18 protein-coding genes and 1 riboswitch are annotated in these 18,239 nt (G+C 68.5%); of the genes, 13 read left to right on the forward strand and 5 right to left on the reverse strand.

Annotation, left to right across the window (positions count from 1 at the left end; genetic code table 11):
- Positions 1 to 40: 40 nt before the first annotated feature.
- A complete protein-coding gene (locus ACIQM0_RS07315; protein WP_401284313.1) occupies positions 41 to 238 on the reverse strand; it encodes a hypothetical protein in 198 nt (65 codons plus the stop codon).
- Between the two features lie 180 nt (positions 239 to 418).
- On the opposite strand from ACIQM0_RS07315, the gene ACIQM0_RS07320 reads away from it, so the two are divergent.
- Positions 419 to 1,393 carry a carbohydrate kinase family protein gene (locus ACIQM0_RS07320; RefSeq protein WP_401284315.1) on the forward strand — a complete coding sequence of 325 codons (975 nt, stop codon included), beginning with the start codon at positions 419 to 421 and terminating at the stop codon, positions 1,391 to 1,393.
- Between the two features lie 17 nt (positions 1,394 to 1,410).
- Here the strand turns inward: ACIQM0_RS07320 and ACIQM0_RS07325 are convergent, their stop codons facing one another.
- Complete coding sequence (locus tag ACIQM0_RS07325; protein WP_401284316.1) at positions 1,411 to 2,793, reverse strand: cysteine desulfurase/sulfurtransferase TusA family protein; 1,383 nt, start codon at positions 2,791 to 2,793, stop codon at positions 1,411 to 1,413.
- A 270-nt stretch (positions 2,794 to 3,063) separates the two neighbouring features.
- Here ACIQM0_RS07325 and coxB point away from each other — a divergent pair, with 270 nt between their 5' ends.
- The 4 genes from coxB (at position 3,064) to ACIQM0_RS07345 (ending at position 7,530) form a co-directional block, all read left to right on the forward strand.
- A complete protein-coding gene (coxB, locus tag ACIQM0_RS07330) occupies positions 3,064 to 4,026 on the forward strand; it encodes a cytochrome c oxidase subunit II (protein ID WP_401284317.1) in 963 nt (320 codons plus the stop codon).
- Entirely contained in the window at positions 4,023 to 5,759 is a 1,737-nt protein-coding gene (ctaD, locus tag ACIQM0_RS07335; RefSeq protein WP_385027879.1) for a cytochrome c oxidase subunit I, read from the forward strand. The genes coxB and ctaD overlap by 4 nt, the downstream gene beginning before the upstream one ends.
- Positions 5,756 to 6,154 (forward strand): cytochrome c oxidase subunit 4, encoded by a 399-nt coding sequence (locus ACIQM0_RS07340; protein ID WP_363021320.1) that lies wholly within the window; start codon positions 5,756 to 5,758, stop codon positions 6,152 to 6,154. The genes ctaD and ACIQM0_RS07340 overlap by 4 nt, the downstream gene beginning before the upstream one ends.
- Before the next feature lie 122 nt (positions 6,155 to 6,276).
- Positions 6,277 to 7,530, forward strand: coding sequence for an Ig-like domain-containing protein (locus tag ACIQM0_RS07345; protein ID WP_401284320.1), 1,254 nt, complete (start codon positions 6,277 to 6,279; stop codon positions 7,528 to 7,530).
- A gap of 58 nt (positions 7,531 to 7,588) precedes the next feature.
- On the opposite strand, the gene ACIQM0_RS07350 is transcribed toward ACIQM0_RS07345, so the two are convergent.
- Positions 7,589 to 7,990, reverse strand: a complete 402-nt coding sequence (locus ACIQM0_RS07350) for a hypothetical protein (RefSeq protein WP_363021322.1) — start codon at positions 7,988 to 7,990, stop codon at positions 7,589 to 7,591.
- Positions 7,991 to 8,171: 181 nt separating this feature from the next.
- Between ACIQM0_RS07350 and ACIQM0_RS07355 the strand changes: the two genes are divergently transcribed.
- The 6 genes from ACIQM0_RS07355 to ACIQM0_RS07380 all read left to right on the forward strand — a co-directional run bounded on the left by ACIQM0_RS07355 (position 8,172) and on the right by ACIQM0_RS07380 (position 15,283).
- The gene (locus ACIQM0_RS07355; RefSeq protein ID WP_363021323.1) at positions 8,172 to 8,792 is read left to right on the forward strand and encodes a heme-copper oxidase subunit III; all 621 of its coding nucleotides are present in this window, start codon (positions 8,172 to 8,174) and stop codon (positions 8,790 to 8,792) included.
- A 69-nt stretch (positions 8,793 to 8,861) separates the two neighbouring features.
- A complete protein-coding gene (locus ACIQM0_RS07360) occupies positions 8,862 to 9,671 on the forward strand; it encodes a c-type cytochrome (RefSeq protein ID WP_401284323.1) in 810 nt (269 codons plus the stop codon).
- Complete coding sequence (locus tag ACIQM0_RS07365; protein WP_363021325.1) at positions 9,668 to 10,720, forward strand: Rieske 2Fe-2S domain-containing protein; 1,053 nt, start codon at positions 9,668 to 9,670, stop codon at positions 10,718 to 10,720. Before ACIQM0_RS07360 ends, ACIQM0_RS07365 begins: the two co-directional genes overlap by 4 nt.
- Entirely contained in the window at positions 10,717 to 12,342 is a 1,626-nt protein-coding gene (locus tag ACIQM0_RS07370) for a ubiquinol-cytochrome c reductase cytochrome b subunit (RefSeq protein ID WP_363021326.1), read from the forward strand. Before ACIQM0_RS07365 ends, ACIQM0_RS07370 begins: the two co-directional genes overlap by 4 nt.
- Positions 12,343 to 12,468: 126 nt before the next feature.
- Entirely contained in the window at positions 12,469 to 13,533 is a 1,065-nt protein-coding gene (gene trpD, locus ACIQM0_RS07375) for an anthranilate phosphoribosyltransferase (protein ID WP_401284325.1), read from the forward strand.
- Positions 13,534 to 13,616: 83 nt separating this feature from the next.
- A riboswitch (SAM riboswitch) is annotated at positions 13,617 to 13,734 on the forward strand.
- A 172-nt stretch (positions 13,735 to 13,906) separates the two neighbouring features.
- Positions 13,907 to 15,283: an aminotransferase class V-fold PLP-dependent enzyme gene (locus ACIQM0_RS07380; RefSeq protein WP_401284327.1), complete on the forward strand. Its 1,377-nt coding sequence runs from the start codon at positions 13,907 to 13,909 to the stop codon at positions 15,281 to 15,283.
- Positions 15,284 to 15,345: 62 nt separating this feature from the next.
- Here ACIQM0_RS07380 and ACIQM0_RS07385 read toward each other — a convergent pair whose 3' ends face one another.
- Both ACIQM0_RS07385 and ACIQM0_RS07390 read right to left on the reverse strand, forming a co-directional pair.
- Complete coding sequence (locus ACIQM0_RS07385; RefSeq protein WP_123470113.1) at positions 15,346 to 15,627, reverse strand: Lrp/AsnC family transcriptional regulator; 282 nt, start codon at positions 15,625 to 15,627, stop codon at positions 15,346 to 15,348.
- On the reverse strand, positions 15,624 to 16,376 hold the full coding sequence (locus ACIQM0_RS07390; protein ID WP_401284329.1) for a rhomboid family intramembrane serine protease: 753 nt from the start codon (positions 16,374 to 16,376) through the stop codon (positions 15,624 to 15,626). The genes ACIQM0_RS07385 and ACIQM0_RS07390 overlap by 4 nt, the downstream gene beginning before the upstream one ends.
- A gap of 161 nt (positions 16,377 to 16,537) precedes the next feature.
- On the opposite strand from ACIQM0_RS07390, the gene ACIQM0_RS07395 reads away from it, so the two are divergent.
- Positions 16,538 to 16,780: a hypothetical protein gene (locus ACIQM0_RS07395; protein WP_024494175.1), complete on the forward strand. Its 243-nt coding sequence runs from the start codon at positions 16,538 to 16,540 to the stop codon at positions 16,778 to 16,780.
- A 37-nt stretch (positions 16,781 to 16,817) separates the two neighbouring features.
- On the forward strand, positions 16,818 to 18,179 hold the full coding sequence (locus tag ACIQM0_RS07400; RefSeq protein ID WP_401284331.1) for an NYN domain-containing protein: 1,362 nt from the start codon (positions 16,818 to 16,820) through the stop codon (positions 18,177 to 18,179).
- Positions 18,180 to 18,239: the final 60 nt, after the last annotated feature.

Raw genomic sequence — 18,239 nt, forward strand, 5'->3', positions numbered from 1 at the left:
GCGGCGGGAGCGCGGTCCTGGAGCGGCCGGCGCGCGATCGTCAGTCGCCGTAATCCGACATCGCGTCGATCAGCCGGGCCGAGGCGGGCGGCACGGTCACCCCGTGAATCAGGGAAGCCGCCACAGGGGTGGCCGCGGTCTTCGCGGGTACCACCCAGTGCGGAGCCATCCGTGCGCAGTCTCCGCGCAGCTCGGCCAGACCGGACTCGTGCTCGAACGGGACGATGTGGTTCGACATATCCGCACCGTAGGCACCACAGAGCTCAGTAAGAAAGCCCTACTATCGGGTAGTTTTTCCCATTCGGGTCACCGGGGGAACCGGTAACGTGAGGGGGCCCCGATTTCCGGGCTCTCACCTGTCACGCCGCCCCGGGAACGCGGACACCGTTCCCCCCGACCTCCGCAGGAGCAGTCCCCCGTGCGTATCGCAGTCACCGGCTCCATCGCCACCGACCACCTCATGACCTTCCCCGGCCGATTCGCCGACCAGCTGGTCGCCGATCAGCTGCACACGGTTTCGCTCTCCTTCCTGGTCGACAACCTGGACGTGCGCCGGGGAGGTGTCGCCGCCAACATCTGCTTCGGCATGGGCCTGCTCGGCACCGCGCCGATCCTGGTCGGCGCCGCGGGCTCCGACTTCGACGAGTACCGGGCCTGGCTCGACCGCCACGGCGTCGACACCGGCTCCGTGCGGATCTCCGAGGTCCTGCACACCGCCCGCTTCGTCTGCACGACGGACGCCGACCACAACCAGATCGGCTCCTTCTACACCGGCGCCATGAGCGAGGCCCGGCTGATCGAGCTGAAGGCCGTCGCCGACCGCGTGGGCGGACTCGACCTGGTCTCCATCGGCGCCGACGACCCGGAGGGCATGCTCCGCCACACGGAGGAGTGCCGCACCCGCGGGATCCCGTTCGCCGCGGACTTCTCGCAGCAGATCGCCCGGATGGACGGCGACGAGATCCGCATCCTGCTCGACGGCGCCACGTACCTCTTCTCCAACGAGTACGAGAAGGGCCTCATCGAGTCCAAGACCGGCTGGACCGATGAGGAGATCCTCTCCAAGGTCGGCCACCGCGTCACCACCCTCGGCTCCCAGGGCGTACGGATCGAGCGCGTGGGCGAGGAGCCGATCGTGGTCGGCTGCGCCGAGGAGATGAGCAAGACCGACCCGACCGGCGTCGGCGACGCCTTCCGCGCCGGATTCCTCTCCGGTCTCGCCTGGGGCGTCGGCCTGGAGCGGGCCGCCCAGGTCGGCTGCATGCTCGCCACCCTGGTCATCGAGACGGTCGGCACCCAGGAGTACACCCTGCACCGCACCCACTTCATGGACCGCTTCACCAAGGCCTACGGCCACGAGGCCGCCGCCGAGGTCCGCACGCACCTCGTGTAGGCGGGAGCCGCACCCGGTCAGGAAAGCCGGCGGACCACATAGGCCGAGCCCCGGTCCGCCGGCTCCTCACCCACGTACTCCTGCTCGCGCATCGCGCACCACGCCGGGATGTCGAGCCGGGCCGCCTCGTCGTCGGACAGCACGGTCACCGTCCCGCCCACCGGTACCCCTCCGATCACCTTTGCGAGCTCGATCACCGGGATCGGGCAGCGCCTCCCCAGCGCGTCGACGACCAGGGAGGCCGCCGGGGCGGGGGAGGGGACGGCCGCGGCGGGCGCACCCAGCTTCTCCCGCACCCCCGCCACCACTGCGGGAAGCACATCGAGGAAGCGGTCGACGTCCTCCTCCGCGGTGCCCGCCGGCAGCGACACCCGGACGTTGCCCTCCGACAGCACCCCCATGGCCTTCAGCACATGGCTCGGGGTCAGGGTGCTGCTCGTGCAGGACGAGCCGGACGACACGGAGAAACCCGCCCGGTCCAGCTCGTGCAGCAGAGTCTCCCCGTCGACATAGAGACAGGAGAAGGTGACCAGATGCGGCAGCCGCCGCACCGGATCGCCGACGACCTCCACATCGGGCACCAGCGCCGGCACCCGGCTCCTGATCCGCTCCACCAGCGCCCGCAGCCGCACCGACTCGGCGGCCGCCTCCGCCCGCACCGCCCGCAGGGACGCCGCCGCGGCCACGATCGCCGGAATGTTCTCGAAGCCGGCGGCGCGCCCCGACTCCCGCTCGTCGGCCGGTCCCCGGACCGCGAACCTCACCCCCTTGCGCACCGCCAGCAGCCCGACCCCGGCCGGACCGCCCCACTTGTGGGCACTCGCCGCCAGCAGCGACCAGCCACCCGGCACCGGCCCCTGGCCCAGCGACTGCGCGGCGTCCACCAGCAGCGGCACCCCCGCCTCCCGGCAGAGCCCGGCGACCTCGGCCACCGGCTGCTCCGTGCCGACCTCGTGGTTGGCGGACTGGAGACAGGCCAGCGCGGTGTCCTCGCGCAGCGCCGCCCCGTACGCCGCCGGACCCACCGCCCCCGAGCGGTCCACCGGCACCTCGGTGACCGATCCGCCCCGGCTCTCGTGGTCGGCGGCCGAATGGAGGACGGAAGAGTGTTCGACCGCGGAGACCACCAGATGGCGGCCGACACGCCGACGCCCGGCGAGAGCCCCGGAAATTCCGGAGTGCACCGCGCGGGTGCCCGACGAGGTGAAGGAGAGCTCGTCGGGACGGCAGCCGACGGCCTCCGCAGCCGCCTCCCTGGCCGCGTCCAGCAGCAGCCGGGCGCGCCGCCCCTCGCGGTAGAGCCTGGCCGGATCGGCCCAGCCCTCGTCCAGTGCGGCAAGCAGCGCCTGGCGGGCGACGGGGTGGAGGGGGGCGGCGGACGCGGCGTCGAAGTAGGGCACCCGGCCACGCTAGCCCGGTCCGGACCCCGGCTCGGGACCGGCCGCCGGCCCGGTCAGGAGAGGGGGCGTCAGATGGCGGCCGGAGGCGTGGATTCCACCCCTTCGGGGAGTCGGGCGGCGCGTTGGGCACCCTCCCCGCGCGACCCCAAATAGCGTCCAGTAGGGTTTGGTCCGCATAAACATCCAAACCCCTGCCCGCGTCAGGGGCGGCGACCGACAAACGAGACGGGCGCGCCGACCGTGCGGGCGAGACTCTCGGGAAGGCGCTACGTGAGTCCCAACGGCTCCGACCGCTCGTCGCGGCGCCCGATGCGGCGGAAGCTGCCGCAGGTGCTGACTGCGGGCCTGATCCTGGCGACCGCAACCGGTTGCACATACAAGGATTTCCCCCGCCTCGGTATGCCTACGCCGGTAACGGAAGAGGCCCCACGGATCCTTTCCCTCTGGCAGGGCTCGTGGGCGGCAGCGCTCGCCACGGGTGTGCTGGTCTGGGGCCTGATCCTGTGGAGCGTCATCTTCCACCGGCGCAGCCGCACCAAGGTGGAGGTTCCTCCGCAGACCCGGTACAACATGCCGATCGAGGCGTTGTACACCGTGGTCCCTCTGATCATCGTCTCGGTGTTGTTCTACTTCACCGCGCGCGACGAATCGAAGCTTCTAGAGCTCTCCCCGAAGCCTGCCCACACGGTCAACGTGGTCGGCTACCAGTGGAGCTGGGGCTTCAACTACATCGAGAACGTGGACGGCTCGACCGCCACGGGCAACGAGATCCCCAAGGAACTCGACGCCATCCCGGACCGGTTCCGCAAGGACTTCCCCAAGGATGCCGGTGGCGTCTACGACGTCGGCGTCCCGGGAACCCGGAACCCGCAGACCGGCAACCCGGGTCCGACCCTGTGGCTGCCCAAGGGTGAGAAGGTCCGCTTCATCCTGACTTCGCGTGACGTCATCCACTCCTTCTGGGTGGTGCCGTTCCTCATGAAGCAGGACGTCATTCCGGGCCACACCAACTCCTTCGAGGTGACTCCCAACCAGGAGGGCACCTTCATGGGCAAGTGCGCCGAGCTCTGTGGCGTCGACCACTCCCGGATGCTCTTCAACGTCAAGGTCGTCTCCCCGGAGCGCTATCAGGCGCACCTCAAGGAGCTGGCGAAGAAGGGCAACACGGGCTACGTGCCGGCCGGCATCGAGCAGACTGACCCGGCCAGGAATGCGGAGACGAACAAACTGTGAGCATCCTCAATGAACCTCAGGGTGCCGCGGCAGCAGACGACTCGTACGAGGACGAGCTGCCGGTCCGGCCCAAGCAGCCGGGAAACGTCGTCATCAAGTGGTTGACCACCACTGACCACAAGACGATCGGCACGATGTACCTGGTCACATCGTTCGCCTTCTTCTGCATCGGCGGTCTGCTCGCGCTCTTCATGCGCGCCGAGCTGGCCCGTCCGGGCACGCAGATCATGTCGAACGAGCAGTTCAACCAGGCGTTCACGATGCACGGCACGATCATGCTGCTGATGTTCGCGACGCCGCTGTTCGCCGGGTTCGCGAACTGGATCATGCCGCTGCAGATCGGCGCGCCCGACGTGGCGTTCCCGCGACTGAACATGTTCGCGTACTGGCTGTACCTCTTCGGTTCGCTCATCGCGGTGGCCGGCTTCCTCACCCCGCAGGGTGCGGCGGACTTCGGCTGGTTCGCCTACTCCCCGCTCTCGGACGCGGTCCGCTCGCCGGGCGTCGGCGCCGATATGTGGATCATGGGTCTGGCCTTCTCCGGATTCGGCACGATCCTCGGTTCGGTCAACTTCATCACCACGATCATCTGCATGCGCGCACCCGGCATGACGATGTTCCGCATGCCGATCTTCGTCTGGAACGTCCTGCTGACCGGTGTTCTGGTCCTGCTGGCCTTCCCGGTCCTCGCCGCGGCGCTCTTCGCGCTGGAGGCGGACCGAAAATTCGGGGCGCATGTATTCGACGCGGCCAACGGCGGCGCATTGCTCTGGCAACACCTCTTCTGGTTCTTCGGCCATCCAGAGGTGTACATCATCGCTTTGCCCTTCTTCGGGATCGTCTCCGAAGTGATCCCGGTGTTCAGCAGAAAGCCGATGTTCGGATACATCGGCCTGATCGGCGCGACGATCGCCATCGCGGGTCTGTCCGTGACCGTGTGGGCGCACCACATGTACGTCACCGGCGGCGTGCTGCTGCCGTTCTTCTCCTTCATGACGTTCCTCATCGCCGTACCCACGGGGGTGAAGTTCTTCAACTGGATCGGCACGATGTGGAAGGGCTCGCTGTCCTTCGAGACACCGATGCTCTGGGCCGTCGGCTTCCTGATCACCTTCGCCTTCGGTGGTCTGACCGGCGTCATCCTCGCGTCGCCGCCGATGGACTTCCACGTCTCGGACTCGTACTTCGTGGTGGCGCACTTCCACTACGTGGTCTTCGGCACCGTGGTCTTCGCGATGTTCTCCGGTTTCCACTTCTGGTGGCCGAAGTTCACCGGCAAGATGCTGGACGAGCGGCTCGGCAAGATCACCTTCTGGACGCTGTTCGTGGGCTTCCACGGCACGTTCCTGGTGCAGCACTGGCTGGGCGCGGAGGGTATGCCGCGTCGTTACGCGGACTACCTCGCGGCGGACGGCTTCACCGCGCTGAACACGGTCTCGACGATCTCCTCGTTCCTGCTCGGCCTGTCGATCCTGCCGTTCTTCTACAACGTCTGGAAGACGGCCAAGTACGGCAAGAAGATCGAGGTCGACGACCCGTGGGGTTACGGCCGTTCGCTGGAGTGGGCGACGTCCTGCCCGCCGCCGCGGCACAACTTCATCACGCTGCCGCGCATCCGTTCCGAATCCCCGGCGTTCGACCTGCACCACCCGGAGATCACGGCGCTCGAACAGCTGGAGCACCACTCCGAGGGTGACAAGGCCCTCGCCGGCGGCAAGGAGGCGGGCAAGTGAAGATTCAGGGCAAGCTGTTCCTCTGGCTTTCGGTCTTCATCCTCGCCATGGCCGTCACGTACGGCGTGTGGTCCAAGGAGCCGGCCGGTACCACCGCGCTCGTCCTGGCCTTCGGCCTGAGCGTCATGATCGGCTTCTACCTGGCCTTCACGGCCCGGCGGATCGACGCTCTGGCGCAGGACAACAAGGAAGCCGACGTGGCGGACGAGGCCGGCGACGTGGGGTTCTTCTCCCCGCACAGCTGGCAGCCGCTCTCGCTGGCGCTCGGCGGCGCACTCGCCTTCATGGGAGTCGTCTTCGGCTGGTGGCTGCTCTACTTCTCGCTCCCGGTCATCCTGATCGGTCTGTTCGGCTGGGTCTTCGAGTACTACCGCGGTGAGAACCGCACCCAGTGACACCGCTCCACCCGTGACACCGCTCCACCTGACGGGGGGCTCGCACTTCCACGAGAAGTGCGAGCCCCCCGTTTGCAGTCACCCCGCGCGCTGAAACGAATGAATCTTCTTAGCGTGGGTTCATGAACCACACGCCGCGCATCCGTCCCGTAGTGAGCTGCACTCTGCTGGTCGTGACCCTGCTCGCAGGGATGACCGCCTGTGGGGAGTCCGACAGCCATCCGCTCTCGGCGAAGCCGTACGACGCCGTGGACGAGATCTCCTCCAACGCGCCCGACGGCGGAGAGAAGGTCGACCCGGACAAGCCCCTCGAAGTCGGCGTCGACGGCGACGACGGCCGGATCACCGATGTGACGGCCGTGGACACCGCGGGACGCCATCTGGCGGGCGAGCTCGACGCCGACGGAAAGCGCTGGCACTCCACCGCCCCGCTCGCCGCAGGCACCCGGTACACCGTCAAGGTCAGCATGGAGGGCCACGACGGCGCCCCAGGGGGCCGCACGCTCTCCTTCGAGACCGCCTCCGCCAAGAAGTTCCTGAAGGTCACCTTCGGCCCTCAGGCGGGCACCTACGGCGTCGGACAGCCCGTTACGGCGGAACTCAGCGCCCCGGTCGCCGACAAGGCGGCCCGCGCCACCGTCGAGCGTGCGCTGAAGGTGCGCTCCACGCCCTCCGTGACCGGCTCCTGGTACTGGGTCGACGACAAGACGCTGCACTACCGGCCGCGGGAGTACTGGCCGGCGAAGGCCACCATCGAGGTCAGCAGCAATCTGGCCGGCATCAAGGTGACCAGCGCGCTGTACGGGGCCCCCGCGAAAGCGTTGAAGATCACTACCGGCGACCGGATCGAGGCCGTCACCGACGCCTCCGAGCACTCCATGACGGTCAAGCGCAACGGAGAAGTGATCAACACCATTCCGGTGACCACGGGCAAGCCCGGCTTCTCCACCCGCAACGGCGTCAAGGTCGTGCTGGGCAAGGAGTACTACGTACGTATGCGCGGGGAGACCATCGGCATCTCCGAGGGCTCGTCCGACTCGTACGACCTGCCGGTCTACTACGCGACCCGGGTCACCTGGAGCGGCGAGTACGTCCACGCGGCCCCCTGGTCCACCGGGTCGCAGGGCATCGCGAACGTCAGCCACGGCTGCACCGGCATGAGCACCAGCGAGGCGGAGTGGTTCTACGACACCGTGCGCGAGGGCGACATCGTCAGCGTCGTCGGCAGCGAGGGCGAGACCATGACGCCGTTCGACAACGGCTACGGCGACTGGAACCTGTCCTGGGCCAAGTGGTTGAAGGGCAGCGCGCTCAAGAACGACACGCCCGACCGGGTGGACACGGTTCAGACGGCCCGACTGCGCCCCGAGGTCTGACCGGGGAGTGCGCCGCTCCTCGGAGGGAGCGGCGCCAGGAGGAGGCTCCGGCGGCCCCTCAGGCCCCCACGGAGAGCCTGGTGCGCAGCAGGGCGGCCAAGGCGTCCGCGAACCCGACCGGCTCGACCGGAAGGGTCACCGCGGCGTCCGCGCGGCTCCAGGTGGCAAGCCAGGCGTCCTGCGGGCGCCCGATCAGCAGCAGCACGGGTGGGCAGCGGAAGATCTCATCCTTGATCTGGCGGCAGACGCCCATGCCGCCGGCGGGGGCGGTCTCACCGTCCAACACGCAGACGTCCACGCCTCCGTGGTCGAGTGCGTCCAGGACGGCGGGCAGGGTGGCGCACTCCAGGAACTCCACCGGCGGCACGTCCGCCGCGGGCCTGCGCCCTGCTGCCAGCCTCACCTGCTCACGGGTGTGTGCGTTGTCGCTGTAGACCAGGACCGTGGCGGTCGGCTGCATTGTTCCTCCGTGACATCTGTGTCTTCGGGGCATGGGGGACCGATGCGCGGATCGTACTCCGCCCGACAGCCTGTCAGCACCGCTCGGGACAGCGGATTCATGGGCCGTTCGGGGAGGACACACGCCTCTGACACACCGAACGGCACCCCCCGGAGTGAGGGCGGGATAAGCGACCGACATAATGTCGGTCGTGGCGACAGCAACGACAGTAGAAACCGGGCACGCGCACCCGTCGGTCAATCGGCCGAACCTCACCAGCGTCGGAACCATCATCTGGTTGAGTTCCGAGCTGATGTTCTTCGCGGCCCTCTTCGCGATGTACTTCACCCTGCGATCGGTGACCGGACCAGATCACTGGAAGGAAATGGCGTCGTCCCTGAACGTTCCGTTCTCGGCGACGAACACGACCATCCTGGTGCTCTCCTCACTCACTTGCCAGCTCGGCGTCTTCGCCGCCGAGCGGGGCGATGTGAAGAAGCTCCGCGCCTGGTTCGTGATCACTTTCGTGATGGGTGCGATCTTCATCGGAGGCCAGATCTTCGAGTACACCGAGCTGGTGAAGGAGGACGGCCTCTCGCTCTCCTCCGATCCGTACGGCTCGGTGTTCTACCTGACCACTGGCTTCCACGGTCTGCATGTGACAGGCGGTCTCATCGCCTTCCTGTTCGTTCTGGGCAGGACGTACGCGGCCAAGAGGTTCACCCATGAACAGGCGACCGCTGCCATCGTCGTGTCCTATTACTGGCACTTCGTCGATGTTGTGTGGATCGGCCTTTTTGCCACGATCTACTTGATCAAGTAACCGGGCCCGAGCCCGAACCACATCCAGCATCGACCATCGACGCAGAAGATCCTGACACCGGGGTAATCCGTGAAAAAGCTCTCCGCACGACGACGCCATCCGTTGGCGGCGGTCGTCGTACTACTCCTCGCGCTGGCGGCTACTGGGGGGCTGTACGCCGCGTTTGCGCCCGTGAGTAAGGCGCAGGCCGACGACACCGCCCAGTCCCTCGCCATCGACGAGGGCAAGAAGCTGTACTCCGTCGGTTGCGCCAGCTGCCACGGAACCGGCGGTGAGGGAACCACCGACGGGCCCCAGCTTGTCGGCGTGGGTTCCGCCGCCGTGGACTTCCAGGTCGGTACGGGCCGCATGCCGGCGCAGCAGCCGGGTGCCCAGGTACCGAAGAAGAAGGTCATCTACAACCAGGCCGAGATCGACCAGCTCGCGGCGTACGTCGCGTCGCTCGGCGCCGGCCCGATCGTCCCCACCAAGAGCCAGGTCAGCCCTGAGGGCGCGGACGTGGCCAAGGGCGGCGACCTGTTCCGTACCAACTGCGCCCAGTGCCACAACTTCACGGGTCAGGGCGGTGCCCTGACCAAGGGCAAGTACGCTCCCAGCCTTGAGGGCGTGGACCCGAAGCACATGTACGAGGCCATGCAGACCGGTCCTCAGAGCATGCCGTCCTTCCCCGACACGACGATGCCCAATCAGCAGAAGAAGGACATCATCGCGTACATCCAGACCGTGAACAGCGCTGAGTCCGAGAGCCCCGGTGGCCTCAAGCTCGGCGGTCTCGGTCCGGTCAGCGAGGGTCTGTTCGGCTGGATCTTCGGGCTCGGCGCACTGATCGCAGTTGCCGTCTGGGTCGCGGCCCACACCGCTAAGGCCAAGAAGTCATGAGTAGCCAAGAGATTCCAGAAGAGAACCTGCCCGCAGAGCAGGCCCCCGCGCACGGCGCGGTAGAGGGCGCGGACGATCCGTTCGCCGACCCGGGACTCCCGGCTCACCAGCCGCGCGTCCAGGACATCGACGAACGGGCCGCGGACCGGTCCGAGCGCGCGGTCGCGTTCATGTTCACGCTGTCCATGCTGGCGACGGTCGGCTTCATCGCCTCCTACGTCATCTTCCCGGTCGACAAGATCGTCTACATCTTCCCGTTCGGTCATGTGAGCGCGCTCAACTTCTCCCTGGGGCTGACCCTGGGCGTGGCGCTCTTCGCGATCGGCGCGGGAGCCGTCCACTGGGCGCGCACCCTGATGTCCGACGTGGAGGTCGCCGACGAGCGGCACGCGATCTCGGCCGAGCCCGAGGTCAAGGCGAAGGTTCTCGCCGACTTCGCGGCCGGTGCCGAGGAGTCCGCGTTCGGCCGGCGCAAGCTGATCCGCAACACCATGTTCGGCGCGCTGGCCCTGGTGCCGCTCGCCGGTGTGGTGCTGCTGCGCGACCTCGGTCCGCTGCCGGAGAAGAAGCTCCGCTCCACCCTGTGGGCCAAGGGCAAGCAGCTCGTCAACATGAACACCATGCAGCCCCTCCGTCCCGAGGACGTGGCCGTCGGTTCGCTGACCTTCGCCATGCCCGAGGGCCTGGAGGAGCACGCGGAGGACTTCCAGAAGCAGATCGCCAAGGCCGCGCTGATGATCATCCGCATCGAGCCGTCCAACATCAAGGACAAGCGCGAGCGGGAGTGGGCCCACGAGGGCATCGTGGCCTTCTCGAAGATCTGCACCCACGTCGGCTGCCCGATCAGCCTGTACGAGCAGCAGACGCACCACGTGCTCTGCCCGTGCCACCAGTCAACCTTCGACCTCTCCGACGGCGCCCGCGTCATCTTCGGTCCGGCCGGTCACGCCCTTCCGCAGCTGCGGATCGGCGTGAACAGCGAGGGCAACCTCGAGGCGCTCGGTGACTTCGAAGAGCCCGTCGGTCCTGCATTCTGGGAGCGCGGATGAGTACTGCGACCGATACGAAGCGCAAGGCGCCCGCCGGTGAGAAGATGGCCGACTGGGCGGACGGCCGGCTGGGGATCTACTCCCTGGCCAAGGCCAACATGCGCAAGATCTTCCCGGACCACTGGTCCTTCATGCTCGGTGAGATCTGCCTCTACAGCTTCATCATCATCATCCTCACGGGTGTGTACCTGACGCTGTTCTTCCACCCGAGCATGAACGAGGTCGTGTACCACGGCCCGTACGAGCCCATGCAGGGCATCCGGATGTCCGAGGCCTACGCCTCGACGCTGAACATCAGCTTCGACGTCCGCGGTGGTCTGCTGGTCCGGCAGATCCACCACTGGGCCGCGCTGATCTTCCTGGCCGGCATGTTCGTGCACATGATGCGTGTCTTCTTCACGGGCGCGTTCCGCAAGCCGCGTGAGATCAACTGGCTGTTCGGCTTCCTGCTGTTCGTGCTCGGTATGTTCACCGGCTTCACCGGCTACTCGCTCCCTGACGACCTGCTCTCGGGTACGGGTGTCCGGTTCATGCAGGGCGCGATCCTGTCCATGCCGATCGTCGGCACGTACCTGTCGATGTTCCTGTTCGGCGGGGAGTTCCCGGGCGGCGATGTCATCGCCCGGTTCTACTCGGTCCACATCCTGCTGCTGCCCGGCATCATGATGGGGCTGCTGGTGGCGCACCTCATCCTGGTCTTCTACCACAAGCACACGCAGTTCGCGGGTCCCGGCCGGACCAACAAGAACGTGGTCGGCATGCCGCTGCTGCCGGTGTACATGGCGAAGGCCGGAGGGTTCTTCTTCCTGGTCTTCGGCGTCATCGCCGCCATCTCGGGCATCGCCTCGATCAACCCGATCTGGGCCATCGGGCCCTACCGCCCGGACCAGGTGTCCACCGGCGCGCAGCCCGACTGGTACATGGGGTTCTCCGAGGGCCTGATCCGTGTGATGCCAGGCTGGGAGATCAACCTCTGGGGCCACACGCTGGTCCTGGGTGTGCTCGTGCCGCTCATGGTCTTCCCGCTCGTGCTGGTCGCGATCGCCGTGTACCCGTTCGTCGAGTCCTGGGTCACCGGGGACAAGCGCGAGCACCACATCCTGGACCGCCCGCGCAACGCGCCGACGCGCACCGCCTTCGGCGTCGCGTGGATCACGTGGTACTTCGTACTGCTGGTCGGTGGTGGCAACGACCTCTGGGCCACGCACTTCCATCTGTCGATCAACTCGATCACCTGGTTCGTGCGGATCGCCTTCTTCGTCGCTCCCGTCCTCGCGTTCATCGCCACCAAGCGGATCTGCCTCGGCCTTCAGCGCCGGGACAAGGAGAAGGTGCTGCACGGGCGCGAGTCCGGGCTCATCAAGCGCCTGCCGCACGGTGAGTTCGTCGAGGTCCACGAGCCGCTGTCGCAGGGTCAGCTGCACACCCTCACCGCGCACGAGCAGTACGCGCCGGTCGAAATCGGCCCGCTGGTCGACGAGAACGGCGTCAAGCGCAAGGTGTCGCCGGTGGAGAAGCTGCGGGCCAAGCTCAGCAAGGGCTACTACGGCGAGAACAACCAGATCGTCAAGCCTTCCGCCGAGGAGTACAAGGAGATCACCGACGGCCACGGCCACCACTGATCACCTGAACTGATCGCCACAGCAGGAGCCCCGCCCATCCATACGATGGACGGGGCTCTTCGCTGTCCCCGGCGCTCGATAGGGTGGTCACATCCCCTTATCGGCTGTGGACCCCAGGAGCGGACCATGAACGTTGTGACCCCGGTCGGCGGCGACAGCGTGGCGGCTCGTTCCTGGCCCGGCGTGCTGACCCCGCTGCTGCGCGGCGAGGACCTGAGCGCCGACGACACCGCGTGGGCGATGGACCGCATCATGAGCGGTGAGGCGACCGACGTGCAGATCGCCGGCTTCGCGGTCGCCCTGCGCGCCAAGGGCGAGACCGTCACGGAGGTCACCGGTCTGGTCCGTGCGATGTACGAGCACGCCACCACCATCCACGTACCCGGCCGTACGGTCGACATCGTCGGCACCGGCGGCGACATGGCCAAGACGGTCAACATCTCCACCATGTCCGCGATCGTGGTGGCGGGGGCCGGGGCCAAGGTCGTCAAGCACGGCAACCGCGCCTCCTCCTCCGCGAGCGGCTCCTCCGACGTCCTGGGCAAGCTCGGCGTCAACCTGGACCTGCCGCCGCAGCGCGTGGTCGAGGTGGCCGAGGAAGCGGGCATCACCTTCTGTTTCGCGGTGAAGTTCCACCCCGCCCTGCGGTACGCGGCGAAGGCGCGGTCGGAGCTCGGTGCCCCGACCACCTTCAACATCCTCGGCCCGCTCACCAATCCGGCCCAGGTCCGTTCCCAGGCCATCGGCGTCGCCGACCTGCGGATGGCGCCCATCGTCGCGGGCGTGCTCGCGGAACGCGGCAACTCCGCGCTGGTCTTCCGCGGCGACGACGGCCTGGACGAGCTGACCACCACCGCGACCTCCCGGGTCTGGGTGGCCCGGGACGGCGTCGTGCGCGAGCAGGCCTTCGACCCGCGCGACGTCGGCCTGGAACTGGTGCCGGTGGAAGCGCTGCGCGGCGCCGACGCCTCGTACAACGCCGATGTGGCCCGCCGCCTGCTGGCCGGCGAGAGGGGCCCGGTACGGGACGCCGTCCTGCTCAACTCGGCGGCGGCCCTGGTCGCGCTGGACCAGGGGGAGGGCACGCTCACCGAGCAGCTCGCCGCCGGTATCGCGAAGGCAGCCGAGTCCATCGACTCCGGGTCCGCCGGCCGGGTGCTGGAGAGATGGGTCAGGGCGAGCAACGCCTGACCGTACGGAACGCGAGGCGGGGCGCAGTCCAGATCATGGACTGCGCCTTGCGCGTTCCGGTACGTATGGCAAGATGCTGGGCAGGTCATGAGTGACAGCGACTACGGCCCCGGCCCGCTGTCCGGCAACCCTCCGTCCGTGGCGGGGTGCCCCGGGTGAAGACCAGGCCGTAGGCAGCGAGGTCTGCGGCAAGCGCGGACCCCTCGACGTCCTAGACGTCCACCCGTGGGGTCCTGGTCCTCAGGGAGCCTCTGTGAGCAAGCGAATGCGATAGGGCTTTTCGGCCCTCCTCCGCACACCCTCTTTTCTTCCCTCCGTGCTGCCGCGTACCCGCAGGCACGCGGAATTCGCCTGCCTGTTACGGGAGTCCGCCATGTCTGTCTTCACCGCTGCCGCCGACCAGTCCATTTGTGCCCCTCTGCCGGTTCTGGGCAAGGATGTGAGGGTTCCGCTGGTGACCGGCGGTGAGGTCACCTACGCCGCGCTCGACTACGCCGCCAGCGCCCCGGCCCTGCAGCGGGTGTGGGACGACGTCGCCGCGTACGCGCCGTACTACGGCAGCGTCCACCGCGGCGCCGGCTACCTCTCGCAGCTCTCCACGGACCTCTTCGAGTCCAGCCGCGTCACCGTCGCGGAGTTCCTCGGCTGCCGCGCCGACGACCAGGTGATCTTCACCCGGTCGACCACTGACTCGCTCAACCTGCTGGCCGCCGCGGTCCCCGCCGACTGCCAGGTCTTCGTCTTCGAGACCGAGCACCACGCGTCCCTGCTGCCCTGGCGCGACGCCCGGGTGACCTACCTGAACGCCCCGCGCACCCCCGCCCAGGCCGTCGCCACGCTGGAGCGGGCCCTCGCCGACCGTGACCCCTACGGCCCCGCGCTGGTCTGCGTCACCGGCGCCTCCAACGTCACCGGTGAGCTGTGGCCGGTCAAGGAGCTCGCCGCCGCCGCGCACGCCCACGGCGCGCGGATCGTGCTGGACGCCGCGCAGCTGGCCCCGCACCACCCCGTCGACATCGCCGAGCTGGACGTGGACTGGGTCGCCTTCTCCGGACACAAGCTGTACGCGCCGTTCGGCTCCGGCGTCCTGGCCGGCCGCTCCGACTGGCTGCGCGACGCCGAGCCCTACCTGGCCGGCGGCGGCGCCTCCCGCAAGGTCGCCCGGCGCACCGACGGCGGGGTGGACGTCGAGTGGCACACCACCGCCGCACGCCACGAGGCCGGTTCCCCCAACGTTATCGGCGTCTACTCCATCGCCTCCGCCTGCAAGGCGCTCACCGAGGCCGGATTCGACGGCCTGGTCGCCCGGGAGCAGCAGCTCGTCACCATGGTCCGCGCCGGCCTCGCCGAGGTCCCCGAGGTCAAGGTGCTCTCGCTGTTCGGTGACGACGCCCCGCGGGTCGGCGTCATCTCCTTCGTGGTGGAGGGCTGGAACAGCTCGCACTTCGCCGCGGCGCTCTCCGCCGAGTACGGCATCGGGGTGCGCGACGGACTGTTCTGTGCCCACCCGCTGGTGCGCACCCTGCTCGGCAGCGACCCGCAGGACGTCGGTGAGTGCGGTGCGCCGGAGGCCGAGCCGGGCGAGAGGTCGCTCAACGCGATCCGGGTCAGCTTCGGTGCCGGTACGCCGGACGAGCACATCGAGCGCTTCGTGCGGGCGGTCAAGGAGCTGGTGAGCGAGGGCGCCCAGTGGAAGTACCGCACCGAGGACGGCCGTTGCGTCCCGGACCGGGGTACCGCCCAGGTCTGAGGGGCGTGAAACACGTTCGGCCGGGTACGGACAGCTGTCCGTACCCGGCCGAACGCATGTACCTATGCGTCCAGGCCGATGGCGAAGGCCGCCTCCAGGTCGTGCTGCGAGTACGTACGGAACGCCACGTGGGTGTCGGTCCCCTCGACGCCGGGGATCTTGCTGATCCGGCCGGGGATGACGTCGGCCAGATCGTCGTGCTTGGCCACCCGGACCATGGCGATCAGGTCGTACGTACCGGTGACCGAGAAGACCTCGCTGACGCTGTCCAGCGCCGCGACGGCCTCGGCGATCTCGGGGATCCGGTCCACGCTGGTTTTGATGAGCACGATCGCGGTGATCACGGCTGGCTTTCTCCCTCGGTGGCCGTGGCTGGAGATCTCACTCTAGGGCCTCGTGTCCTGGCCCCACGCCGATAGCGCCCCCAGGCGTAGAGGAAGCCGATGGCGAAGCCGACGACATGCGCGAGGTAGGCCACGCCGGGGCCGCTGCCCGCGCCCTCGGCGGCCAGCCACTGCAGTACGAACCAGAAGATCAGCACGATCCAGGCGGGGAAGCGCAGCGGCAGGAAGAGCAGGAACGGGAACACGCTGGTGACCCGGGCCCGGGGGAAGAGGTAGAGGAAGGCGCCCAGCACCGCCGAGATCGCCCCCGACGCGCCGACGAGCGTCTGGTCGGACGTGGCGTGCGCGGCCGCGTAGGCGAGCAGGGCGAGGTAGCCGCAGCCGAGGTAGAAGAACGCGAACTCGGTGTGGCCCATGCGCTCCTCGGCCATCGCTCCGAACACGTACAGGAACAGTATGTTGCCGAGCAGATGCAGCCAGCTGCCGTGTACGAAGAGCGCGGTCAGCGGGGTGAGCAGGGCGTGTGCGGAGCCGTCCCACAGTTCGCTCGGGATCACGCCCCAGCGCTCGAAGTACCCGGCCTGGGCGGACAGCAGGGCGTCCGCGCTGCCGTACACCGGGGTGAGTCCGGAGAGCGGGCTGATCGCGAAGACCGCGCAGCACAGGGCGATGAGGGCGTAGGTCACCGGCGGTCCGCCCGAGGTGGCCGCCCGCAGGAGTCTGCCGGCCGCAGCCCGCCGATCGATCATGAACAGAGCATGACTCAAGCGGAGGGAACCGGACAGAGCGCCTCGCCGTGCCGGTGGTATGCGGCGAGGCCGTAGGGTTACGGCAGGACATCCGCAGTTCGACGGCGCACCGCGAAGATCCTTATGTGGCAGCACGAGGCCCGACGAAAGAGGACGCAACGATGACGACGGTTCCCCAGCCGACCGAGGCGACCCGCTGGCGCTGCACGCTCTGCGGAAACCTCACGCGATTCGACGTGACGCGCTCCTCCAAGGTCGTCGAATACGTCCATCTCGACCTGGCCGGGGAATCGAGCGTCGAAGAACGCGAGGTGGTCAGTGAGACCATCGAGTCGGTGCGCTGTCGTTGGTGCAACGCGGTGGATCAGATCGAGCTGGTGGACAGGCCGGGTGCCGACTCCTGACGGGGCCGTGCGGACATAGAGTTTGAGGTGACGGATGGTGGAGCAGCCCGCTGGCGGCGCCGCGTCGGCCGATGCGGCCGACGATGCCGTGGAGGTGCTCGACCGTCCGCTGCCCGAAGGCGTGCGGCGTCGGGTCGTCGCGCTGGTCTCGGACGCGTTCGGCGGCCTCACGGTCACCGAACTCCCGGCTCAGCTCAGACAGTACGCCCGTTTCACGCCGACCCGGCGTGCGAAGTTCGCCGGGAACGCGATGGCGGCCGCCCTGGAGGGCGACGCGTCGTTCCGCCGGCGCATCGGTGAACGGCTGAGGGAGACCCAGCCGGAGCTGAGTGCCGCCCTGGAGGCGGGCTCGCCGCCCGCCGCCGCCGACCCCGTCGATGTGGCCGCCGCGGCCTATGTGCTGCGTCCGGCCGGCTGGGTGAAGCTTGTGGCCGCCGCCGGTGAGGAGGCCGAGCGGGCCGGCGCCGAGCGGGCGGACGAGGAAACCCGGCGCGAACTGGAACGGCTGCGCGAGGAGCTCGTCCAGGCCCGCGCCCAGACGAGGAGCGAGACCGAACGGCTCCGCGCCGACCTCGACGCGGCCCGCAAGGAGGCCGAGTCGCTCCAGCGCAAACTGCGCAGCGCGGCCAGCGAGGTGAAGCGCGGCGAGGCAGCGCTGCGCCGGGGCAGGGCCGAGAGCGACGCCGTACGGGCCGAGGCGGCCGTCCAGGTGTCCGCGGCGGAGAGCGAGACCCGGAGGCTGCGGGCGCGGCTCAGCGAGGCGGAGGCGTCCGTCGAGGCGGGGCGCAGGGCCGCGCGTGAGGGGCGCTCGGTCGAGGACATGCGGCTGCGGCTGCTGCTCGACACGGTGCTCGAAGCGGCGGGCGGACTGCGGCGCGAACTGGCGCTGCCGCCCTCCTCGATGCGTCCCGCGGACACCGTCGACGCCGTCGAGCCGGGCCGGATGTCGCCCAAGGACGTTGCCGCCAGAGCCCTTTCCGACACCGATCCGGCGCTGCTGGACCAACTGCTCGCGCTGCCGCAGGCACATCTGATCGTGGACGGCTACAACGTCACCAAGACCGGCTATCCGCAGATGCCGCTGGAGAAGCAGCGACTGCGGCTGCTGGGCGGTCTGTCGGTGCTCGCCGCCCAGACGGGCGCCGAGATGACCTGCGTCTTCGACGGGGCCGAGCTGGCCGCTCCGGTGCTGCTGGCGCCGCCTCGTGGGGTGCGGGTGCTGTTCAGCAAGGCGGGGGTCACCGCGGACGAGCTCATCCGGCAGCTCGCGCGCGCCGAACCGTCCGGCCGGCCCGTCGTGGTGGTCTCCACCGACCGCGAGGTGGCCGACGGAGTGGCGAAGGCGGGGGCCAGGCCCGTTGCGTCTCTCTTGCTCCTGAAGCGGCTTTCGCGCGTTTAGCGGGACTTGTTGCGACTTGCCGGAAATTACGGAACAGGTCGTCAGTTCACCGCTACACGC

Origin of the sequence: Streptomyces sp. NPDC091387 (assembly GCF_044756945.1) — a bacterium.
In the GTDB taxonomy this organism is placed as follows: Bacteria; Actinomycetota; Actinomycetes; order Streptomycetales; family Streptomycetaceae; genus Streptomyces.

What these genes read in the sequence shown, in the direction of transcription:
- ACIQM0_RS07315 (WP_401284313.1), bottom strand. Translation starts at nt 238, where the DNA reads ATGTCGAACCACATCGTCCCGTTCGAGCACGAGTCCGGTCTGGCCGAG.
- ACIQM0_RS07345 (WP_401284320.1), top strand. Translation starts at nt 6,277, where the DNA reads ATGAACCACACGCCGCGCATCCGTCCCGTAGTGAGCTGCACTCTGCTG.
- ACIQM0_RS07350 (WP_363021322.1), bottom strand. Translation starts at nt 7,990, where the DNA reads ATGCAGCCGACCGCCACGGTCCTGGTCTACAGCGACAACGCACACACC.
- ACIQM0_RS07355 (WP_363021323.1), top strand. Translation starts at nt 8,172, where the DNA reads ATGTCGGTCGTGGCGACAGCAACGACAGTAGAAACCGGGCACGCGCAC.
- ACIQM0_RS07365 (WP_363021325.1), top strand. Translation starts at nt 9,668, where the DNA reads ATGAGTAGCCAAGAGATTCCAGAAGAGAACCTGCCCGCAGAGCAGGCC.
- ACIQM0_RS07370 (WP_363021326.1), top strand. Translation starts at nt 10,717, where the DNA reads ATGAGTACTGCGACCGATACGAAGCGCAAGGCGCCCGCCGGTGAGAAG.
- trpD (WP_401284325.1), top strand. Translation starts at nt 12,469, where the DNA reads ATGAACGTTGTGACCCCGGTCGGCGGCGACAGCGTGGCGGCTCGTTCC.
- ACIQM0_RS07380 (WP_401284327.1), top strand. Translation starts at nt 13,907, where the DNA reads ATGTCTGTCTTCACCGCTGCCGCCGACCAGTCCATTTGTGCCCCTCTG.
- ACIQM0_RS07390 (WP_401284329.1), bottom strand. Translation starts at nt 16,376, where the DNA reads ATGATCGATCGGCGGGCTGCGGCCGGCAGACTCCTGCGGGCGGCCACC.
- ACIQM0_RS07395 (WP_024494175.1), top strand. Translation starts at nt 16,538, where the DNA reads ATGACGACGGTTCCCCAGCCGACCGAGGCGACCCGCTGGCGCTGCACG.